The following is an 18,743-nucleotide window of genomic DNA, read 5'->3' as shown; positions in this document are numbered from 1 at the left end:
AAAAATATTTCCATTAACATAAAATAATGAAATTTCATTGGTCATGAAAAATAGGCTTTGTGACTTTTAAGAAATAAACTTTAGTTTATTTTGAATTTGTTATAGTATAGAGTTATAATAGTACGTTTAAACAATTAAGTGTTTGGAGTTGAACTATAACGATGAGATGTCCAACGTGTAACTTTAATGGGACAAGAGTACTTGATAGTAGACCAGTAGATGAAGGTCGTTCAATTAGAAGAAGACGTGAATGTGAAGAATGTCAGCATCGTTTTACAACTTTTGAGCGAGTTGAAGATAATCCTATTTTAGTTGTAAAAAAAGAGGGAGCTCGTGAGGAATTTAGTAAAGATAAGATGTTAAGGGGACTGATCAAAGCGTGTGAAAAACGCCCTGTCTCTTTATCTCAGCTAGAAGATATTATTCATAGCATTGAAAAAGAACTGAAAAATAGTGGCACATCAGAAGTTCCGAGTGAAGTTCTAGGTGAAATGGTCATGGAGCATTTATCTAAAGTAGATGAAGTTGCATACGTACGATTTGCGTCAGTTTATCGTCAATTTAAAGATATTAATGTATTCATTGATGAATTAAAAGATTTAATTAACAAAGAGCGAGGTAAAGACGAATAATACTTCGCTCTTTTGATACAAGAAAGGAATGTTTGAATGTCTATTGATAAGCAACACTGGATGGATGTTCTACCTGCGGATCCTTATACTGTAATGGCAGCTGGGTATTTACATAATTTTCATAGGCAAGTATTGACGATGTTGTATCAACCAATAATTGGTAGTCAAGCTTTAAGTTTATATATGACGCTTTGGAGTGAATGTGAACAAACGGACCTTAATCCTAATACGTTAACACATCATTCTTTAATGCTTGGAATGAAAAGTAATTTAAAATCAATTTATGAACAAAGATTAATCCTTGAAGGAATTGGCTTACTTAAAGTTTATGAAGGATTTGAAAATAGTACAAAAAAGCTTCTATATGAGCTTCAATCTCCGCTAGATCCTCATTCTTTTTTCGAAGACCCTATCCTAAATATCTTTCTGTTTAAAACAATTGGAAAAACACAATATCAACGAACTAAAACCTTTTTTAGTAGACAGGCATTTTCGAAAGAAGGGTTTCGTGAGATTTCACGTTCATTTGATTCGGTATTCCAAGCAATTACAGTTGAGCAATTAAATGAAATTCAGCAAAGTAATGATCTTTCTACGTCAAATGATCGTAGAATTTTACAAGACAATCAGCCAATTAAAATATCTGTCAAAATGGAAGAGTTTGACTATGCGTTATTTTTGGATGGACTTTCTGATTCTTTTGTTCCAAAAAGAGCATTTACTACAGAAGTAAAGGAAACGATTTTAAAACTTGCATTTTTATATGGAATAAATCCAATTCAAATGAAAACGATTGTTATGCGCTCATTAAATGAAGATAATAAAATCAATATTGAGACGCTTCGACTTGAAGCAAGAGACTGGTATCAATTCCAACATCATGAAGCTCTGCCTACGATTGTGGAAAAGGTTCAACCCATTCAGCATAGACAAATGGGCAATGAGGAACCATCAACTCAAGAAGAAAAATTAATTCATTGCTTCGAAACAATTTCTCCTCGCAGGTACCTAAAGGAGATATCGGGTGGAGCTGAACCAAGTGAAGCTGATTTGAAAATTATCGAAGAGATTATGATTGATCAAAAGCTTCTACCTGGAGTCGCAAATGTGTTAATTGACTATGTAATGATTCGTTTAGATAAAAAGCTTTCTAGAAATTACGTAATTAAGATAGCGAGTCATTGGGCGAGAAAAGGAGTAACAACCGTTAAACAGGCTATGGATCTTGCCCGTAAAGAGTTTGAAGAAACTAAACAGAGTGCAACTGCTGCTAAAACTCGCTCAAGTAATAGACGAAATAAATCAATTCGAACTGAGATTGTACCTGACTGGCTTCAATCGAGTGAGTCGAATGATTCACAGACTGCACCAGCAACAATCAATAACCAAAATGATTCTTCGATAGATGAAGAACGAAAACGATTAGAAAAAGAACTAGAAATGTTTAAAAATAAAAAGAAACGTTAAATGGGAGGACGCTAATGGAACCTATTCAAAACGCATTTAGTGCATTAATGAAAAATAAACAATTCCAAGACACATTTCAAAAAATGCGACAAGAAGTCCGTAGTCACCCAAAAATAATTTCATTTTTAGCTGAGCATAAAAATGAAATTACGGATCAAATGATTGATAGTAGCCTAGTTAAGCTATATGAGTATATTGGACAAAGTGTAAATTGTGAAGATTGCCCATCTTTTAATGAATGTAAAAATATGGTGCATGGTTATCATCCTCATTTGATGATTCAAGGAAAACGAATTGATGTTCAATATGATCGTTGTCCGAATGGTGTGAAAAATGATAAACGGAAAAAACATGAGTCATTAATAAAATGTATGTACTTACCAAAGGATGTTCTTCAAGCTTCTATGTCAAACTTGTCTTTAGAAGACCCTGGACGTTTTGAAGCAATTTCTGCTGCTAGACAGTTTATTATGAATTATGAAAAAGGAAAAATGGCTCAAGGTTTATATTTACATGGTCCGTTTGGGGTTGGAAAAACGTTTATTCTTGGTGCTATAGCAAATGAACTAGCAGAGGAAGAAATAACTTCAATGCTCGTATATTTACCTGAATTTTTACGAGAACTAAAAAGCTCTATTAGTGATGGCACATTAGAGGAAAAAATTGAAGTTGTAAAAAAAGTGGAAGTTCTTATGTTAGATGATATTGGTGCAGAGCAAATGTCTAGTTGGGCAAGAGATGAAATATTAGGTACAATTCTGCAATACCGCATGCTAGAAAAATTGCCTACCTTCTTTACATCTAATGCTGATTTAAATCAATTAGAGCATCACTTAACATATTCTCAACGTGGAGAAGAAGAAAGGGTTAAAGCAGCACGTATTGTAGATCGTGTTAAGTTTTTAGCCAAACCAGTTAAAATTTCTGGTTCAAATTTAAGACATTCATAAAAAAATCAAAAAATGGCGTAAAATCACAAATTACTAAGTGATTTTGCGTCATTTTTTAATTATTTCTTTAATATATATAGGACTAGGTGGTGCTAGAAAGGGGGGAACAGGGTGATTGAAATTTTTTTCAATGAACCCATTGACGCAGCTTATGTCTACGAACGATTACAAAAACGCTTAAAAAAGCAATCGAGACCATACATTTTAAGAAGACACAAAATCAATACAATTTTAATCACATTTCCTCAAAACACTGAAGATTTAATAAAAAGTATTTTAGTTCCGACACTAGTACAATTTATTTTACTTCAAAAAGAAGATAAGTGGATTCAATCCATTTTACATACATCTTTTTTCTATGAGGAAGACGAGCAAAGTCAAATCATACCGATCGCACAATCATTATTAAGAGGAACTAGAAGAAGCATACCAAACCAGAAAAAAATTAGACGAAGTAAGAATTTAGTTTCATATGCACTTTCTGAGTACTTAAAAGATGGAGTAAATTTTAGCTTTGATTCTTTTATTACATTTCGTTTGAAGGAATATTATAAGCAGTTAGCTTATGTTTGTGAAATTGCAATAGATGAGTACAAATTAGAAAACGAATACCAGAATCTTATTGAGAATCTAAGACAGCAGGTACTTAAAACGGATGCGCTTATTCCTCAAGTGCATATCGTGTTTGACGGAAAATTTAGCGTATATGATCATCTATTTTTACCGCTTACTAAAGATGTATTAAAAGAATATGGCAAACAAGTGGAAAATAGAGAGTATATTGATAACGAATTAATTTTGCCCTTAACGGCAATTGCACCTAAAAGAATTCATTTATACACTTCATCAGTCGATATTTCATTAATCATTACACTTCAAAATATCTTTCAAGAACGAGTCCTAATACATACATTACAAGAGTTTTCACAGGAAAAATTGAAATGAAAATTTATAATTTAAAAAAGCATTGTCATAAATAAGTTTCTTTGATATAATAAATTTCGTTGCAAACAAAGCATACGTATATTGACAACATCATGTCGCTATGTTATAGTAACGAAAGAAAAGAATACTTATTTGTTGAAGAAGAAGCACCCGCTTCTCACCTGGATGACGCTACAAGGCTGTTATCAGGTAACAGAATCATTAATTACTTTGATACTGTCAGTGTGGGTGTATTTATATACCCACACTTTTTTGTTGGGTTATGATTGCTTCAACGATACAAATTAAGATCATTCTTACAATACCTTGGAGGTGTTTTACTATTAGCAAAGACATGATGGTAAACGATGGAATTCGTGCTCGTGAAGTTCGATTAATTGGTCCTAACGGAGATCAACTTGGAATCAAGACAAAACAAGAGGCTCTTGAGTTAGCTTCGAATGTTAATCTTGATCTAGTGATGGTAGCACCAACGGCAAAACCACCTGTATGTCGAATTATGGACTACGGAAAATTCCGTTTCGAGCAACAAAAGAAAGACAAAGAGAGCCGTAAAAACCAAAAAATTATTAGCATGAAAGAAGTTCGTTTAAGTCCTACAATTGATGAACATGACTTTAACACAAAGCTTCGTAATGCAATTAAGTTCTTAGAAAAAGGCGATAAAGTTAAAGCGTCTATTCGATTCAAAGGACGCGCTATTACGCATAAGGAAATTGGACAACGAGTACTTGATCGTTTCTCAACTGCTTGTGCAGAAGTTGCAACTGTTGAGTCACATCCAAAAATGGACGGTCGTAGTATGTTCTTAGTCTTAGCACCTAAAAACGAAAAGTAATTTATTTGAGGAGGAAACACGATATGCCTAAAATGAAAACTCACCGTGGTTCAGCAAAACGTTTTAAAAAGACTGGATCAGGTAAATTAAAACGTGGTCGTGCATACACAAGCCACTTATTCGCTAACAAATCTACAAAAGCAAAACGTAAATTACGTAAAGCTTCATTAGTAAGCAAAGGCGATTTCAAACGTATCCGCTTTATGCTTACAAACATGAAATAAGAACGATAAACGTATTAGATAGATATCTAGGAGGGAAACAATATGCCAAGAGTTAAAGGCGGTACAGTTACACGCGCTCGTCGTAAAAAGGTTATTAAATTAGCAAAAGGTTATTACGGTTCTAAACATACATTATTCAAAGTTGCAAACCAACAAGTTATGAAATCATTAATGTATGCTTACCGTGACCGTCGTCAAAAGAAACGTGATTTCCGTAAATTATGGATCACTCGTATCAACGCGGCTGCTCGTATGAACGGACTTTCTTACAGCCGTTTAATGCACGGATTAAAATTAGCAGGTATCGAAGTTAACCGTAAAATGTTAGCTGACCTAGCTGTTGCTGACGAAAAAGCATTTGCTGAATTAGCAAACGCTGCAAAAGCTAACTTAAAATAAATTCGTTTAAAAAATCCTTAACATTTGTTAAGGATTTTTTTCACTTTAAAGTATAAATTGGCAACGAGGAAGTTAATTCGACGTGGTATCCAATTTTAGGAATAAAGTATAAGTGCAACTAAACCTCTGTCTTCGCCTTAAGGCTTGCCAATCGGCAAGTTTTCTTTATTTGAATAGATTTCTTAAACGAAACTAAATTCTTTTTTCATGTTATTAACGTTTGATTCATGACAATATTTTGTGAAACCAGAAGGAAATGAAAACTCTTTTTCTAATGAATTTATTTCTGCCTCATTATTATTCTGTATAGCTTTTTGAAGTCTTTTTAAGTAACTTCTACCTAGCTCAATTCGAGTAGCAATCTCTTCTTTATTTGATGAAACTTGACCGTGGCCTGGAACTAACAATGATAATTCAAACTTATTAATTAGTTCTTCTGCCTTATCTAAAGTATTGTAATAGCTTTTTACACTATCAAATACAATCGGAAGTTCAAAATCAGATAAATAATCACCTGTAACCCATATTCCTAAATTTTCAATATAAAGAAATAAACCATCTTTCGTATGTCCAGGAGAATGATAAAATTTTAATGTTGTCTGCCCGATTTTTATTTCCTGACCATCTTCACTAATCATTAAATCAATTTTTGGAAATTGTATTGGCCAGGCATGATTAATATAATTATCATTGTAAAATTGACGGATTTTTGAAAGTTTAATATCTTTTTCAGGATGGTTATGTAAATTTTCGCTTCCAATAGTCTTAGCATTAGGAAAAGCATAATAACCTATAATGTGATCAAAATCTCCATGTGTAAAGTATAAATAAATTGGTCGTTCATTTTTAATTGATTCAACAAATTCCTTTATCTCATTTATTTCATGAGGTAACCAAGTTGGATCCACAATAATGATACAATCGTCGGTTGCTACAACGGTTGAGTTTGTTTGAAATAATGCACTTTGAAATACTGTAATATTGTCATTTTGAAATAAAATCATTGAATTACTCCTTTAATAATTTTTAGAAAATTATGTTGATACTTAATATTGTATCAAATAATAGAAAAAACCTTAATTAATTAACTACAAATGTGTCAGTTCATTAAGGTTATAACTATTTACAATGACTATCTTGGAAAGAAATTTGGCTTAAGCGTTGTATCATCGTATCGTTTATGAAAGACATGAGTTGTAGCAGGCGACATAGGCGGAATTAGCCACTTCCAATTACCTGTTAACTCTCGGCCACATGATTCTTCTTGTTTTTCAAATTGAAGAAATTGCTGTGCGGCAGAATGGTGATCAACAATACTAACACCATTTTTTTTATATGAATATAAAACGGCAATATTTAATTCAACTAGCGCACGATCTTTCCAAAGTGTACTGTTTCTTTTCGTATCTTGACCGATAATTTTTGCTACTTTAGGCAACAGATTGAAACGAAATTCATCAGCAAAATTTCGAGCACCGATTTCAGTTCCCATATACCATCCATTAAATGGGGCAGCACTATAAGATATACCACCAATCTCTAGAGTCATATCTGATATCATCGGAACAGCATACCATTTAGTATTTAGAGGGGAAAAGTCATAATCAGGATGCTCGATCGGTACTTCGAGTACGATTTCATTAGGGATCGTAAAATAGTTTGGTTCATGATTGTCTAAAGAATAAACAATGGGCAAAATATCGAAATTAGTACCATTTCCTTTCCAACCAAGACTCTCACATTCCTTTGTAAACTCGATCGATTTTGGGTCTCCAATTATTCCATTTTCTGTTTCGTAGCCAGCATATCGGATCAACTGGTGATTATGGATTTTAAGAGTATTATTTGTTCCTAGATTTGGTTTAAAAATTGTAATTGTAGGTAGAATCTTACCTGAATTTGTAGCATAGCTTATATGATGCAATATTTCGTGCTCTATACTTTTATCATCGTTAATATGGCGAGCATCTAAAACATGAAGCTTATCCCAAAATAGTCTACCGATACAGCGGTTACTATTGCGCCACGCCATTTTTGCACCGTGCTCTAGTTCCTCATAAGTATGAGAGTAAACACCAGTATCTCGAATTTCAGCTTCGATACTTTTTAATCGTTTTTCTATTTGTTCGGATTTATCGAGTTCTTTATAGCATTGTGATATAAAGGAAAATGCTTCTTTATATAAAGCGGAAGTTGTTATCATATTAATCTCCAAATGGTTAATTTAAAAAACTAGTAATAATTTATAAGCTTCATTATTATACCCCACAAATAATTTGGAGAAAATTAATATAAAATTTATATGTTTTAATACGAGGGCTGAAGAACTATCTAAAAATTTTGTCAAAAGGAATCCCGAATTGTATAATGTTATATGTACATAATCTTAATTAAAAAAAGGATGGATGAGTTTGTCTACTTTAGATGCAAAGTTACAAATGTTAAAAGAATTAACGGATGCAAACGGCGTAGCTGGATTTGAACATGAACCACGTGAAGTAATGAGAAAATATATTACACCACTTGCTGATGAGGTTGTAACTGATAATTTAGGAAGCTTAATAGCAGTTAAAACCGGAGACCCAAATGGTCCAAGAATTGAAGTTGCTGGACATCTTGATGAAGTTGGATTTATGGTTACACAAATTGATGACAAAGGATTTTTACGTTTTCAAACAATTGGTGGCTGGTGGTCACAAGTAATGCTTGCACAGCGTGTTACCATTTCAACAAAAGAAGGTAATATTACAGGTATTATTGGTTCGAAACCACCTCATATTATGAGTGCAGAAGCAAGAAGAAAAGTAGTAGATATTAAGGATATGTTTATTGATATCGGTGCTTCAAGTAAAGAAGAGGCATTAGAATTTGGGGTTCGTCCTGGGGACCAAGTTGTTCCGTATTTTGAATTCCAAACGATGAAAAATGAAAAATTATTATTAGCAAAAGCATGGGATAACCGTATCGGTTGTGCGATTGCAATTGACGTTTTAGAACAATTACAAGGCCAAACACATCCAAATATTGTATTTGGAGTTGGAACAGTACAAGAAGAAGTAGGACTTCGTGGAGCAAAAACATCTACATATAAAATTGAGCCAGATATCGGTTTTGCATTAGATGTCGGTGTTGCAGGTGACATGCCAGGTGTATCTGAAAGAGAAGCACAAGGTAAATTAGGCAAAGGCCCACAAATCGTTTTATATGATGCATCAATGGTGTCTCATAAAGATTTACGTGAATTTGTAGTAAATGTTGCAGATGAAATTGGAATTCCATATCAATATGAATCCATGCCTGGCGGAGGAACTGACGCTGGTTCAATGCATCTTACTATGAAAGGTGTTCCAGCATTAGCAATCACAATACCAACGAGATATATTCATTCTCACTCTGGTATCCTTCATCGTGATGACTATGAAAATACCGTAAAATTAATCGTAGAAGTAATCAAACGATTAGATCGCGATACAGTAGAGCGTTTAACATATAACTAAGAAAAATCAATCCCTCATTAATTGAGGGATTTTTTTGTAGTTTTAAATTGAACTTGTTTACTAACATATATGAGTAACTAAATACCAAGATTTAGCGGTTATAGTACCTCATGAAACCCTTATGAGTAACTAAATACCAAGATTTAGCGGTTATAGTACCTCATGAAGCACTTATGAGTAACTAAATCTCACCATCTTGCTTTTTTACATCCTCATGAATCTTACCTGAGTATGTAATTTTCATATCTCTGAAAAAACCTCATTTATTAAGGTCTTTTCGCTTCTTCTACTTACCTAACCAACCTGATTTTCCCACTTTTTTCTTCTTGAACGTTATCGAACTGAAACAAATTGTATTATTCCTATAACTAGTTTGAAATAGTTTTGTCACATCTTATTGTTATCATGAATGCACGCTTTTCAAATAAGGATACTCGGAAATAGAGTTTGAAAAATGGTTTCTTACGGGAATTTTTAAAGCTAATAAATAAAATTTAGACTCCAATTTTGTAAATGGAGTTTCTTAAGGAGCCAAGACTTAATTAGTACTTGGCTGATTTTTTTTATAGAGAGAATCCTTATTTACTATATGAAGAAGCAAAATAAATATAAGTTTTGAGGTGAGTTAATGAAAGCAAAAGTTAAAGTGAATAACGTAACCAAGGTTTTCGGTAAGTCTCCAAAAAACGCCATAAAGTTACTAGAAAAGGGATATTCAAAAAAGCAAATTTTAGAGCAGACAAACTCAACAATCGGGGTAAATAATGCAAGCTTTGAAATATTCCCAGGAGAAATTTTTGTAGTAATGGGTTTGTCAGGTAGTGGTAAATCGACCTTGATTCGAATGCTTAATCGTTTAATTGAACCAACTACTGGGCAAATCTTGATCGATGATGAGGACATTGTAAAAATGAATCCTCAGCAGTTAAGAGATGTTCGTCGTAAAAAAATTAGTATGGTATTTCAAAATTTTGCTTTGTTCCCACACAAGACAATTCTTGAAAATACGGAATATGGTTTAGAAGTACAAAATATTTCACAGGAAGAAAGAACTGAAAAAGCTTTGAAGTCATTAGAAATAGTTGGCTTAAAAGGTTATGAGCATCAGTTCCCATCACAATTAAGTGGTGGTATGCAACAACGTGTTGGCCTTGCAAGGGCACTAACAAGTGACACGGATATTTTATTAATGGATGAAGCATTTAGTGCGCTCGATCCATTAATTCGTAAAGATATGCAGGACGAATTATTAGAACTGCAAGAGACGATGAAAAAAACGATTATATTTATTACACATGACCTTGATGAAGCCCTTCGTATTGGAGACAGGATTGCTCTTATGAAAGATGGTAACATAATGCAAATTGGTTCTCCTGAGGAGATTATGGTAAATCCAGCCAATGAATATGTTGAACGATTTGTAGAAGATGTAGATCTATCAAAAGTATTAACGGCGGCTCATGTGCAGAAGCGTGCTGAAAGAATTACGCCTGACCGTGGACCACGTGTAGCTTTACAAGTAATGAGAGACCAAGGATATTCAAGTATATTTGTGGTTGATCGTAGACAAAAGCTACTTGGAGCAATTACTGCTGATGATGCTTCAAATGCTCTTATTAAAAATAAATCGGTAGAGGAAGCTATGCAGAAGGAAATTGTGTCTGTTTATGAAGATACTTTATTAACAGATGTAATTGGAGCACTTGCAACTTCTGAACTACCATTAGCAGTTATAGATAAAAATGATCGATTAAAAGGTGTCATTATCCGTGGAGCAGTAATCGGTGCTTTAGCGGGTAAAACAGACGATTTAAATATAAAGGGAGGTTAAACATATGGGTATTCCAAAAATTCCATTAGCAGAATGGATTGATAAAATTGTCGATTTAATCATTAAAACTTTCCATCCTCTATTTGGCGCAATAACCAACATCACAGAAACCCTTTTAAATAACCTTGTTAAAGTTTTAGGAATTGGCCCATCTATTATTCTAATCATATTAATTTCATTACTTGCTTTTTATACAAGTAGGTGGACAGTTGGACTGTTTACGTTACTTGGCTTGTTATTAATCGATAATCTTGGACTTTGGGATGCTACAGTTGATTCGTTAGCATTGATCTTATCATCAATCGTTATAACGGTTGTAATTGGAATTCCTTTAGGGATTTGGACGTCTCAAAACGATCGAGTGAAACAAGTGATTACACCAATACTAGACTTTATGCAAACAATGCCAGCATTTGTCTATTTAATTCCAGCAATACTCTTTTTCGGAATTGGTGTAGTTCCTGGTATTTTAGCTTCTGTCATTTTTGCAATTCCACCAACAATACGATTAACCAATTTAGGTATACGAGAGGTTCCAAATGATTTAATAGAGGCATCTAACGCTTTTGGATCAACAACGTGGCAAAGACTCTTTAAAGTACAGCTACCTTTAGCAGCACCTACCATTTTAGCTGGTATAAATCAAAGTATTATGCTTGCATTATCAATGGTAGTTATTTCATCACTAGTAGGTGCTCCAGGATTAGGTGCAGAGGTTTATCGAGCTGTAACCCAGATTAAGGTAGGGGAAGGATTCGAGGCAGGAATATCAATTGTTATCGTAGCAATTATTCTGGATCGAATTTCTCAAAATCTTCGTCAACCTGCTTATGGGAAAAAATTTGCAAAAAAATATGTTTATGGATTTACTGTATTAATCTTTTGTATTTCGGCCATTTCAGTTGCCTTTGCAGGTGGCAAAGATCAAAAAACAGCTTCAAATAAAATAGGTGCCGGGGTTAATTTTGAGATTACCGGAATTGATCCAGGAGCTGGGTTAATGAAAGCAACTGAAAAAGCGATGAAGGATTACGATTTAAAGGATTGGACTTTAAAAGAAGGATCTTCAGCTGCGATGACTGCTGAATTGAAAAAAGCGTATGAAAATAAAGAACCTATAATCGTTACAGGATGGACACCCCACTGGATGTTTTCAAAATATAAATTAAAGTATTTAGAAGATCCAAAAGGGTCATTTGGTAAGGATGAAGAAATTCATACAGTGGTTAGAAAAGGATTAAAAGAAGACTCTCCTGGTGCGTACAAGATTTTAGATAACTTTTCATGGAAACCTTCTGATATGGAAGAAGTGATGAGTGATATTCAAGAAGGTGCGAAACCTGAGAATGCAGCGACGAAATGGATTAAAAAGCATCAAGATCAAGTAAATAATTGGACGAAGGATTCTACAAAAGGAAATGGCGAAAAAATTAGTCTCGTTTATGTTTCATGGGAATCTGAAGTTGCCAGTACAAATGTGATTGGAAAAGTACTTGAAAACCAAGGCTATGACGTAACATTAAAACAGGTTGAGGCAGGACCGATGTTTGCTGGTATCTCAGATGGAAGTGCAGATGCAATGGTCGCAGCTTGGCTTCCGACAACTCATCAAGATTATATGAATGAGTATAAAAAACAATTGGTTGATCTTGGACCGAATTTAAAAGGGACAAAATTAGGCTTAGTCGTACCAGAATATATGAAGATTAATTCGATCGAGGATTTAAAAGGCAAAACGAAATAATCAAAATAAAAGGACTAACGAAAAGTTAGTCCTTTTCTATGTTTTTAACAGATTAGTTTAGTGGCTTACTCCATTTTCTAAAACTGTAAGTAGTTCATGCTTTTGATTTTCAGAAGCGTGATTCCAAAAAACTTCGAGAAGTACACCTAAACCTGGTAATACTTTTTCTTCACCACTTTGAATAGCATCTACAATTGTTGCTTCTAATTGATCACTTTTATTACCTGAAATATTGTGAAGAACTGCTCCGCGAATATTAAAATTCATTTGGATTCTCCTTTCATATTAAGCTTTATGTAGTATTTGTAAACGGAAACGATTTTATGTATGATAAACTCATATGAGATACGATGAAAGGTAAAGGAAACTTATGAAACAAATTGATTCCATACAAAATAATTCTGTAAAGGCTTGGAAAAAGCTACATACTAAAAAAGGAAGAGATAAAGCTAAACAATATATCGTAGAAGGTTTTCACTTAGTCGAGGAGGCAATTAAGCAAGATGCACCGATTCTTCATTTATTAATTAGTGAAGAGATTGACTTACCTTCTAATTTTTCGACAGGGTCATTTGAAATTACGTATATATCTAAAGAGGTTAGCAAGGAATTAAGCGAAACAGAAACATCTCAAGGTATTTTTGCAATTATTGAATTTTCTTTTGTTAGAATTGATTTTGAGAAAGTGTCAAAATTATTATTAATTGATGAAGTTCAAGATCCAGGGAATGTTGGAACAATGATTCGAACAGCGGATGCGGCTGGTTTTGATGGGGTTATTTTAGGTTCGGGTACAAGTGACCTATATAATGCTAAAACAATTCGATCCACGCAAGGATCATTATTCCATTTACCAATATTACGTGGTGATTTAGTTGAAGCAGTTTCTAATTTAAAAGATAAAGGATTAACTGTTTACGGAACATCTCTTCAAAATGCAAAACCATTTAATGAAGTAAACGTTACAAATCGTTTTGCCATTATTGTAGGAAATGAAGGTAAAGGTGTGAATTCAACATTACTTTCATTAACTGATGAAAATCTATATATACCGATTTACGGTAAAGCTGAATCATTAAACGTTGGTATTGCAGCAGGGATTCTAATGTATAGTCTGTAAAAAATAATAGAAGCCTAATTTGAGCATTCTAGGTCAGTAAAAATGATTCAATCATTTAGTAAATAATTATGTTGAGCAGTTGCATTAATTGAAAAAAATCAATATAATTAATTAAGAAAATTTAATACATAAAAAGCAATGACAGAGAATAGTAAATTTGAATCTCTATTTAGGGAAAAGGTGCCGTAGACTGTAAGCACTTTTATAGTAGACCAAATTGAATTCACCTCTTGAGCTAGCGCCGGGACCATTTTTAAATGTAAAGGCGACTCGGTCTATCTAAGTAGATCGTTATATGAATGAAGTGAGCAGTTAGTTTTTTGTAACATAATAACTGTTAATTAGGGTGGTACCGCGATCAATCCTCGTCCCTTTTTTGGGAGCGAGGTTTTTTTATGTTTAAATTTATGAAATTGAATAGGAGGATTATTCATGCAAGAGCGTTTAGTTTCTTTACAATCAGAAGCGATTAAGCAAATAGAAGAAGCAACAGATTTAAAAGTATTAAATGAAATAAGAATTGCCTATCTAGGGAAAAAAGGTCCGATTACTGAGGCAATGAAAGCAATGAAGGATTTAACTCCTGAAGAGCGCCCTAAAATGGGAGCTGTAGCTAATGAAGTACGTGCGGCAATCCAAGAAAAACTTGAAGCAAAGCAAGTTGTATTAGAACAAAATGCAATTAATGAAAAATTAGAAAGTGAATCAATTGACGTAACACTTCCAGGAAGACCAGTTCATGCAGGTGGAGCTCATCCATTAAGAGCGGTTATTCAAGAAATTGAAGATTTATTTATTGGAATGGGATATGAAATCGCAGAAGGTCCAGAAGTAGAAAAAGATTATTATAATTTCGAAGCATTAAATTTACCAAAAGGTCATCCAGCACGTGATATGCAGGATTCATTTTATATTTCTGAAGAAACATTAATGAGAACTCATACTTCACCTGTTCAAGCTAGAACAATGGAAGCAAACGTGGAAAAAGGTCCAATTAAAATAATTTGTCCTGGTAAGGTTTATCGCCGTGATGACGATGATGCTACACATTCTCATCAATTTATGCAAATCGAAGGTCTTGTAATTGGTGAAAACATTTCAATGAGTGACTTAAAAGGTACTTTACAACTTTTTGCGAAAAAAATGTTTGGTGAAGATCGTGAAATTCGCTTACGCCCAAGCTTCTTCCCATTCACTGAGCCTTCAGTAGAAATGGATATTTCTTGTATGAAATGTGGAGGAAAAGGCTGTAACATGTGTAAACACACTGGATGGATTGAAATTTTAGGTGCGGGAATGGTTCATCCTAACGTACTTGAGATGGCTGGGTATAATCCAAAAGAAGTTCAAGGATTTGCTTTCGGTATGGGTCCAGAACGTATTGCATTATTAAAATATGGTATTGATGATATTCGTCATTTCTATACGAACGATATAAGATTCTTAAAGCAATTCCAACAAATGTAAGGTAGGAGGGGACTAAAACATGTTTGTATCAACAAAATGGTTACAAGAATACGTTGATTTAAGTGGTGTTACACCAGACGAACTTGCAAAATTAATAACAAAAGCAGGTATTGAAGTTGAAGGTGTTGATCATCTTTCAGAAGGAATTAAAAATGTTGTTGTTGGTTATGTAATGGAACGTGAACAACATCCAGAGGCAGATAAATTATCAAAATGTACTGTTGATGTTGGAGAAGAACAACCAGTACAAATTATTTGTGGCGCACCGAATGTTGCTAAAGGTCAAAAAGTGATCGTGGCAAAGGTAGGCGCTGTTTTACCGGGGAATTTCAAAATTAAAAAAGCTAAATTACGTGGAGAAGTTTCTGAAGGAATGATTTGCTCTCTTCAAGAATTAGGAATTGAAGGCAAAGTAGTTGCAAAAGAATTCTCAAATGGCATTTTTGTTTTACCAAGTGATGCTGAAGTAGGAGCAGATGCATTAGACGTACTTTATCGTGATGATGCAGTATTAGAACTTGGATTAACACCAAACCGTGCTGATTGCTTAAATATGATTGGTGTTGCCTATGAGGTAGCTGCAATTTTAGATCGTGATGTGAAACTTCCAGCGATAAGCGCTCAATCAGCTACAACTGCTGATTATGTTTCAGTTTCAATTGAATCAAAAGAAGATGCACCATATTATAGTGCTAAATTAGTGAAAGGTGTAAAAATTGGTCCTTCACCATTATGGATGCAAGCTCGTTTAATGAGCGCTGGTATTCGTCCGATTAATAATGTGGTTGATATTACGAACTATATTTTAATTGAATATGGTCAACCATTACACGCGTTTGATTTTAATAAATTAAATAGTAATCAAATTATCGTTCGTCATGCGAAAGAAAACGAAAAGATTGTTACACTTGATGGTGAAGAACGCACATTACAGCCACATAATTTAGTCATCGCAACAGAAAAAGAAGCGGTAGCAGTTGCAGGTGTAATGGGTGGTCAAAGTACTGAAGTTGATGTTGAAACTGTAGACGTTTTAATTGAATCAGCTGTTTTCAGAGGCCAAAGTGTTCGCCAAACTTCAAAAGACCTAGGCTTACGTAGTGATTCAAGTGCTCGTTTTGAAAAAGGTATTGATGCTTCTCGTACATTCCCTGCTTCTGAACGTGCTGCTCAGTTAATGGCTGAACTAGCTGGTGGAACAATTATAGAAGGTTCTGTAATTGCTGACAATTTAGTTGAAGATGCTAAAAAAGTATCAGTTTCTGTAAGTAAAATTAATGGTGTACTTGGTACATCAATTGATGCTGAGACAGTAAAAGATATTTTCCGTCGCTTAAGATTAGAAGCTACCGGGAATGGTGAAGTATTTACAATTACTGTTCCAAGTCGTCGTGGTGATCTTTCAATAGAAGAAGATTTAGTTGAAGAAGTAGGAAGACTATATGGCTATGATCATATTCCTGCTACATTACCAACAGGTGTTGCTAGTCGTGGACAATTAACACCTTATCAAGCAAAACGTAGAAAAATTCGTCAGTATTTACAGCATGCAGGTCTTTACGAAGCTGTAACTTACTCTCTAACAAGCAATAATAAAGTTAAACGCTTTGCATTAGAAACAGTAGATGCAGAACCTGTTCGTTTAGCATTACCTATGAGTGAAGAACGCAGTGAGCTACGTTTCAGTTTAGTACCACATTTATTAGATGCTATTGCATACAATGTTGCACGTAAAGAAGAAAATGTTCAACTATTTGAAACGGGCTCTGTATTCTTAACAAAGGAAAAGAACGAGCTTCCTCATGAAGAAGAATATTTAGCAGGAGCGTTAACAGGTTTATGGTTGCAACATGCATGGCAAGGCGAGAAAAAGGCTGTGGATTTCTATGTTGTAAAAGGTATTTTAGACGGTTTATTTAATGAATTAGGTTTATCAAATAAAATAACTTATCTTGCTGCTAAGAAAGAAGAATTACACCCAGGACGTACAGCAAGTATTTTATTAAATGGAGAAGAAATTGGTTTTATCGGTCAAGTTCATCCTGTTACTCAAAAAGAGTGGGATCTTAAAGAAACATATGTATTCCAATTATCTCTTGAAAAGCTATTAAATACTGAATTTGATGATATTTTATACAATGCAATTCCTCGTTTCCCATCAATGAACCGAGATATGGCATTAGTAGTTGATTCGAAAGTATTTGCTGGTGATATTCTATCTACAATTCGTTCAACGGGTGGAAGACTTCTAAAGGATGCTACAATCTTTGATTTATACGAAGGTGATAAGATGGAAGCTGGTAAAAAATCAGTAGCCTTCTCATTAACATATTTCGATCCAGAACGTACTTTAACGGATGAAGAAGTAACTAAAGCTCATTCAAAAGTATTAAAAGCTGTAGAAGAAACACATAATGCTCAATTACGTGGGTAAATAAATTTAAATAATCGCATTGAAAAAAACCAAGTTCTTTTTTTAAAGAATTTGGTTTTTTTTGTTTGTGTAGCTACTGGTGCGCTATACCTGGAATTGCCTATGTTTTTATACAACTGTCCAAAACCTAGATGCAGGTGAAGCAGTAAGATTACCTTTTTATAATATAAAATAAAAAACCCTTCATTGTAGACTGGTCTAGCTTTTACTGTCTACTATCGAAGGGTTATTAATCAGATAATTAAGTTAATATCATTAATCACACTCTTATTGAATCACTAAATATCTAGTCTAACGATGTTTAATGCAGCACTGTTTACCATTGCGCCATCAACGCTGTTTGCTAAATGGTCAGGAGTAGCACCAATATTTCTAAGCTGGAATTGTTCACCAGCTGTGAAATGTACCATTACCTCGCCATTAATTTGTAAATTTGTCATTGGACTATTAGGGAGATCTACACCTGCTCCAAATTCACTACCTTGAACAATTGTAAAGATCGGAGTTAAACCACTGAATATTGCATAAGCCCCTTCAACTGGTTGTGAGCCTGTACCACCCATATTTCTAAAAATAACACTGTAGTTAATTAAATAGTCTCCAGTGCTCATTACTGTAATTGTAGTTCCTCCAATCAGGGCGAAATCTCCAGAATTAAGTCCCACATTATTAAAGGCTACTGGTGTATTTGTTGGTATATTACCTTGAGAATTAGTATTGTAAAAACTTGCATACATAGGATTACAACCACATTGGCCTGTTGGGCCAGTAGCACCGGTTACACCAGTAGTACCAGTATTACCAGTCGGTCCAGTAGGTCCAGTAGCGCCAGTAGCACCTCTTTCACCAGTAGTACCAGTAGTACCAGTCGGTCCAGTAGGTCCGGTAGCACCAGTAGCACCTCTTTCACCAGTAGTACCAGTAGTACCAGTAGTACCAGTAGTACCAGTAGTACCAGTCGGTCCAGTAGGTCCGGTAGCACCTCTTTCACCAGTAGTACCAGTATTACCAGTCGGTCCAGTAGGTCCAGTAGCACCAGTAGCACCTCTTTCACCAGTAGTACCAGTAGTACCAGTTGGTCCAGTAGGTCCAGTAGCACCAGTAGCACCTCTTTCACCAGTAGTACCAGTAGTACCAGTCGGTCCAGTAGGTCCGGTAGCACCAGTAGCACCTCTTTCACCAGTAGTACCAGTAT

General features: G+C 34.4%; 16 protein-coding genes, 1 pseudogene and 2 other annotated features. Of the genes and pseudogenes, 13 read left to right on the top strand and 4 right to left on the bottom strand.

All coding sequences use genetic code 11. The annotated features are described in order from the left end of the window. The first annotated feature begins 161 nt into the window (after positions 1-161). The 7 genes from nrdR (at position 162) to rplT (ending at position 5,455) form a co-directional block, all read left to right on the top strand. Positions 162-632 carry a transcriptional regulator NrdR gene (gene nrdR, locus ACFVRR_RS13265; protein WP_025568424.1) on the top strand — a complete coding sequence of 157 codons (471 nt, stop codon included), beginning with the start codon at positions 162-164 and terminating at the stop codon, positions 630-632. A gap of 36 nt (positions 633-668) precedes the next feature. Continuing rightward, positions 669-2,099 (top strand): replication initiation and membrane attachment family protein, encoded by a 1,431-nt coding sequence (locus ACFVRR_RS13260; RefSeq protein ID WP_387329096.1) that lies wholly within the window; start codon positions 669-671, stop codon positions 2,097-2,099. A 14-nt stretch (positions 2,100-2,113) separates the two neighbouring features. After that, on the top strand, positions 2,114-3,049 hold the full coding sequence (gene dnaI / locus ACFVRR_RS13255) for a primosomal protein DnaI (RefSeq protein WP_387329093.1): 936 nt from the start codon (positions 2,114-2,116) through the stop codon (positions 3,047-3,049). Positions 3,050-3,160: 111 nt separating this feature from the next. Next, complete coding sequence (gene ytxC, locus ACFVRR_RS13250; protein ID WP_097979076.1) at positions 3,161-3,994, top strand: sporulation protein YtxC; 834 nt, start codon at positions 3,161-3,163, stop codon at positions 3,992-3,994. Between the two features lie 132 nt (positions 3,995-4,126). Beyond that, positions 4,127-4,254 (top strand) — a sequence feature (ribosomal protein L20 leader region). Positions 4,255-4,328: 74 nt separating this feature from the next. After that, complete coding sequence (infC, locus tag ACFVRR_RS13245; RefSeq protein ID WP_069034593.1) at positions 4,329-4,832, top strand: translation initiation factor IF-3; 504 nt, start codon at positions 4,329-4,331, stop codon at positions 4,830-4,832. A 23-nt stretch (positions 4,833-4,855) separates the two neighbouring features. Further along, on the top strand, positions 4,856-5,056 hold the full coding sequence (rpmI, locus tag ACFVRR_RS13240) for a 50S ribosomal protein L35 (protein WP_025568429.1): 201 nt from the start codon (positions 4,856-4,858) through the stop codon (positions 5,054-5,056). A gap of 42 nt (positions 5,057-5,098) precedes the next feature. After that, positions 5,099-5,455 carry a 50S ribosomal protein L20 gene (gene rplT, locus ACFVRR_RS13235; RefSeq protein WP_025568430.1) on the top strand — a complete coding sequence of 119 codons (357 nt, stop codon included), beginning with the start codon at positions 5,099-5,101 and terminating at the stop codon, positions 5,453-5,455. A gap of 182 nt (positions 5,456-5,637) precedes the next feature. Here the strand turns inward: rplT and ACFVRR_RS13230 are convergent, their stop codons facing one another. Together ACFVRR_RS13230 and ACFVRR_RS13225 are read right to left on the bottom strand one after the other, a co-directional pair. Continuing rightward, positions 5,638-6,459, bottom strand: coding sequence for an MBL fold metallo-hydrolase (locus ACFVRR_RS13230; protein ID WP_387329087.1), 822 nt, complete (start codon positions 6,457-6,459; stop codon positions 5,638-5,640). Positions 6,460-6,587: 128 nt separating this feature from the next. Further along, positions 6,588-7,658 (bottom strand): nitric oxide synthase oxygenase, encoded by a 1,071-nt coding sequence (locus tag ACFVRR_RS13225; protein ID WP_387329084.1) that lies wholly within the window; start codon positions 7,656-7,658, stop codon positions 6,588-6,590. 202 nt (positions 7,659-7,860) lie between these two features. Here ACFVRR_RS13225 and ACFVRR_RS13220 point away from each other — a divergent pair, with 202 nt between their 5' ends. The 3 genes from ACFVRR_RS13220 to ACFVRR_RS13210 all read left to right on the top strand — a co-directional run bounded on the left by ACFVRR_RS13220 (position 7,861) and on the right by ACFVRR_RS13210 (position 12,527). Beyond that, positions 7,861-8,952, top strand: coding sequence for a M42 family metallopeptidase (locus tag ACFVRR_RS13220; protein ID WP_387329082.1), 1,092 nt, complete (start codon positions 7,861-7,863; stop codon positions 8,950-8,952). 628 nt (positions 8,953-9,580) lie between these two features. Further along, entirely contained in the window at positions 9,581-10,783 is a 1,203-nt protein-coding gene (locus tag ACFVRR_RS13215) for a quaternary amine ABC transporter ATP-binding protein (RefSeq protein ID WP_387329080.1), read from the top strand. A gap of 4 nt (positions 10,784-10,787) precedes the next feature. After that, a complete protein-coding gene (locus ACFVRR_RS13210) occupies positions 10,788-12,527 on the top strand; it encodes a glycine betaine ABC transporter substrate-binding protein (protein ID WP_387329077.1) in 1,740 nt (579 codons plus the stop codon). A 57-nt stretch (positions 12,528-12,584) separates the two neighbouring features. On the opposite strand, the gene sspI is transcribed toward ACFVRR_RS13210, so the two are convergent. Then, the gene (gene sspI / locus ACFVRR_RS13205; protein ID WP_097979070.1) at positions 12,585-12,794 is read right to left on the bottom strand and encodes a small acid-soluble spore protein SspI; all 210 of its coding nucleotides are present in this window, start codon (positions 12,792-12,794) and stop codon (positions 12,585-12,587) included. A gap of 103 nt (positions 12,795-12,897) precedes the next feature. Between sspI and ACFVRR_RS13200 the strand changes: the two genes are divergently transcribed. From ACFVRR_RS13200 to pheT, 3 genes are all read left to right on the top strand, one after another. Then, the gene (locus ACFVRR_RS13200; protein WP_097979069.1) at positions 12,898-13,647 is read left to right on the top strand and encodes a TrmH family RNA methyltransferase; all 750 of its coding nucleotides are present in this window, start codon (positions 12,898-12,900) and stop codon (positions 13,645-13,647) included. Positions 13,648-13,776: 129 nt separating this feature from the next. Beyond that, positions 13,777-14,023, top strand: a binding site (T-box leader). A 56-nt stretch (positions 14,024-14,079) separates the two neighbouring features. Continuing rightward, positions 14,080-15,114 (top strand): phenylalanine--tRNA ligase subunit alpha, encoded by a 1,035-nt coding sequence (gene pheS / locus ACFVRR_RS13195; protein WP_097979068.1) that lies wholly within the window; start codon positions 14,080-14,082, stop codon positions 15,112-15,114. A 19-nt stretch (positions 15,115-15,133) separates the two neighbouring features. Next, positions 15,134-17,548 (top strand): phenylalanine--tRNA ligase subunit beta, encoded by a 2,415-nt coding sequence (pheT, locus tag ACFVRR_RS13190; RefSeq protein WP_387329073.1) that lies wholly within the window; start codon positions 15,134-15,136, stop codon positions 17,546-17,548. 278 nt (positions 17,549-17,826) lie between these two features. Here the strand turns inward: pheT and ACFVRR_RS13185 are convergent. After that, positions 17,827-18,743, bottom strand: a pseudogene (locus ACFVRR_RS13185) (hypothetical protein); the annotation flags it as partial.

The sequence above is a fragment of the Gottfriedia sp. NPDC057948 genome (genome assembly GCF_042887255.1).
Taxonomy (GTDB): Bacteria; Bacillota; Bacilli; order Bacillales; family Bacillaceae_G; genus Gottfriedia.
Note: the sequence above shows the minus strand (reverse complement) of the source record. Positions and strands in the feature narration are given on the sequence as shown.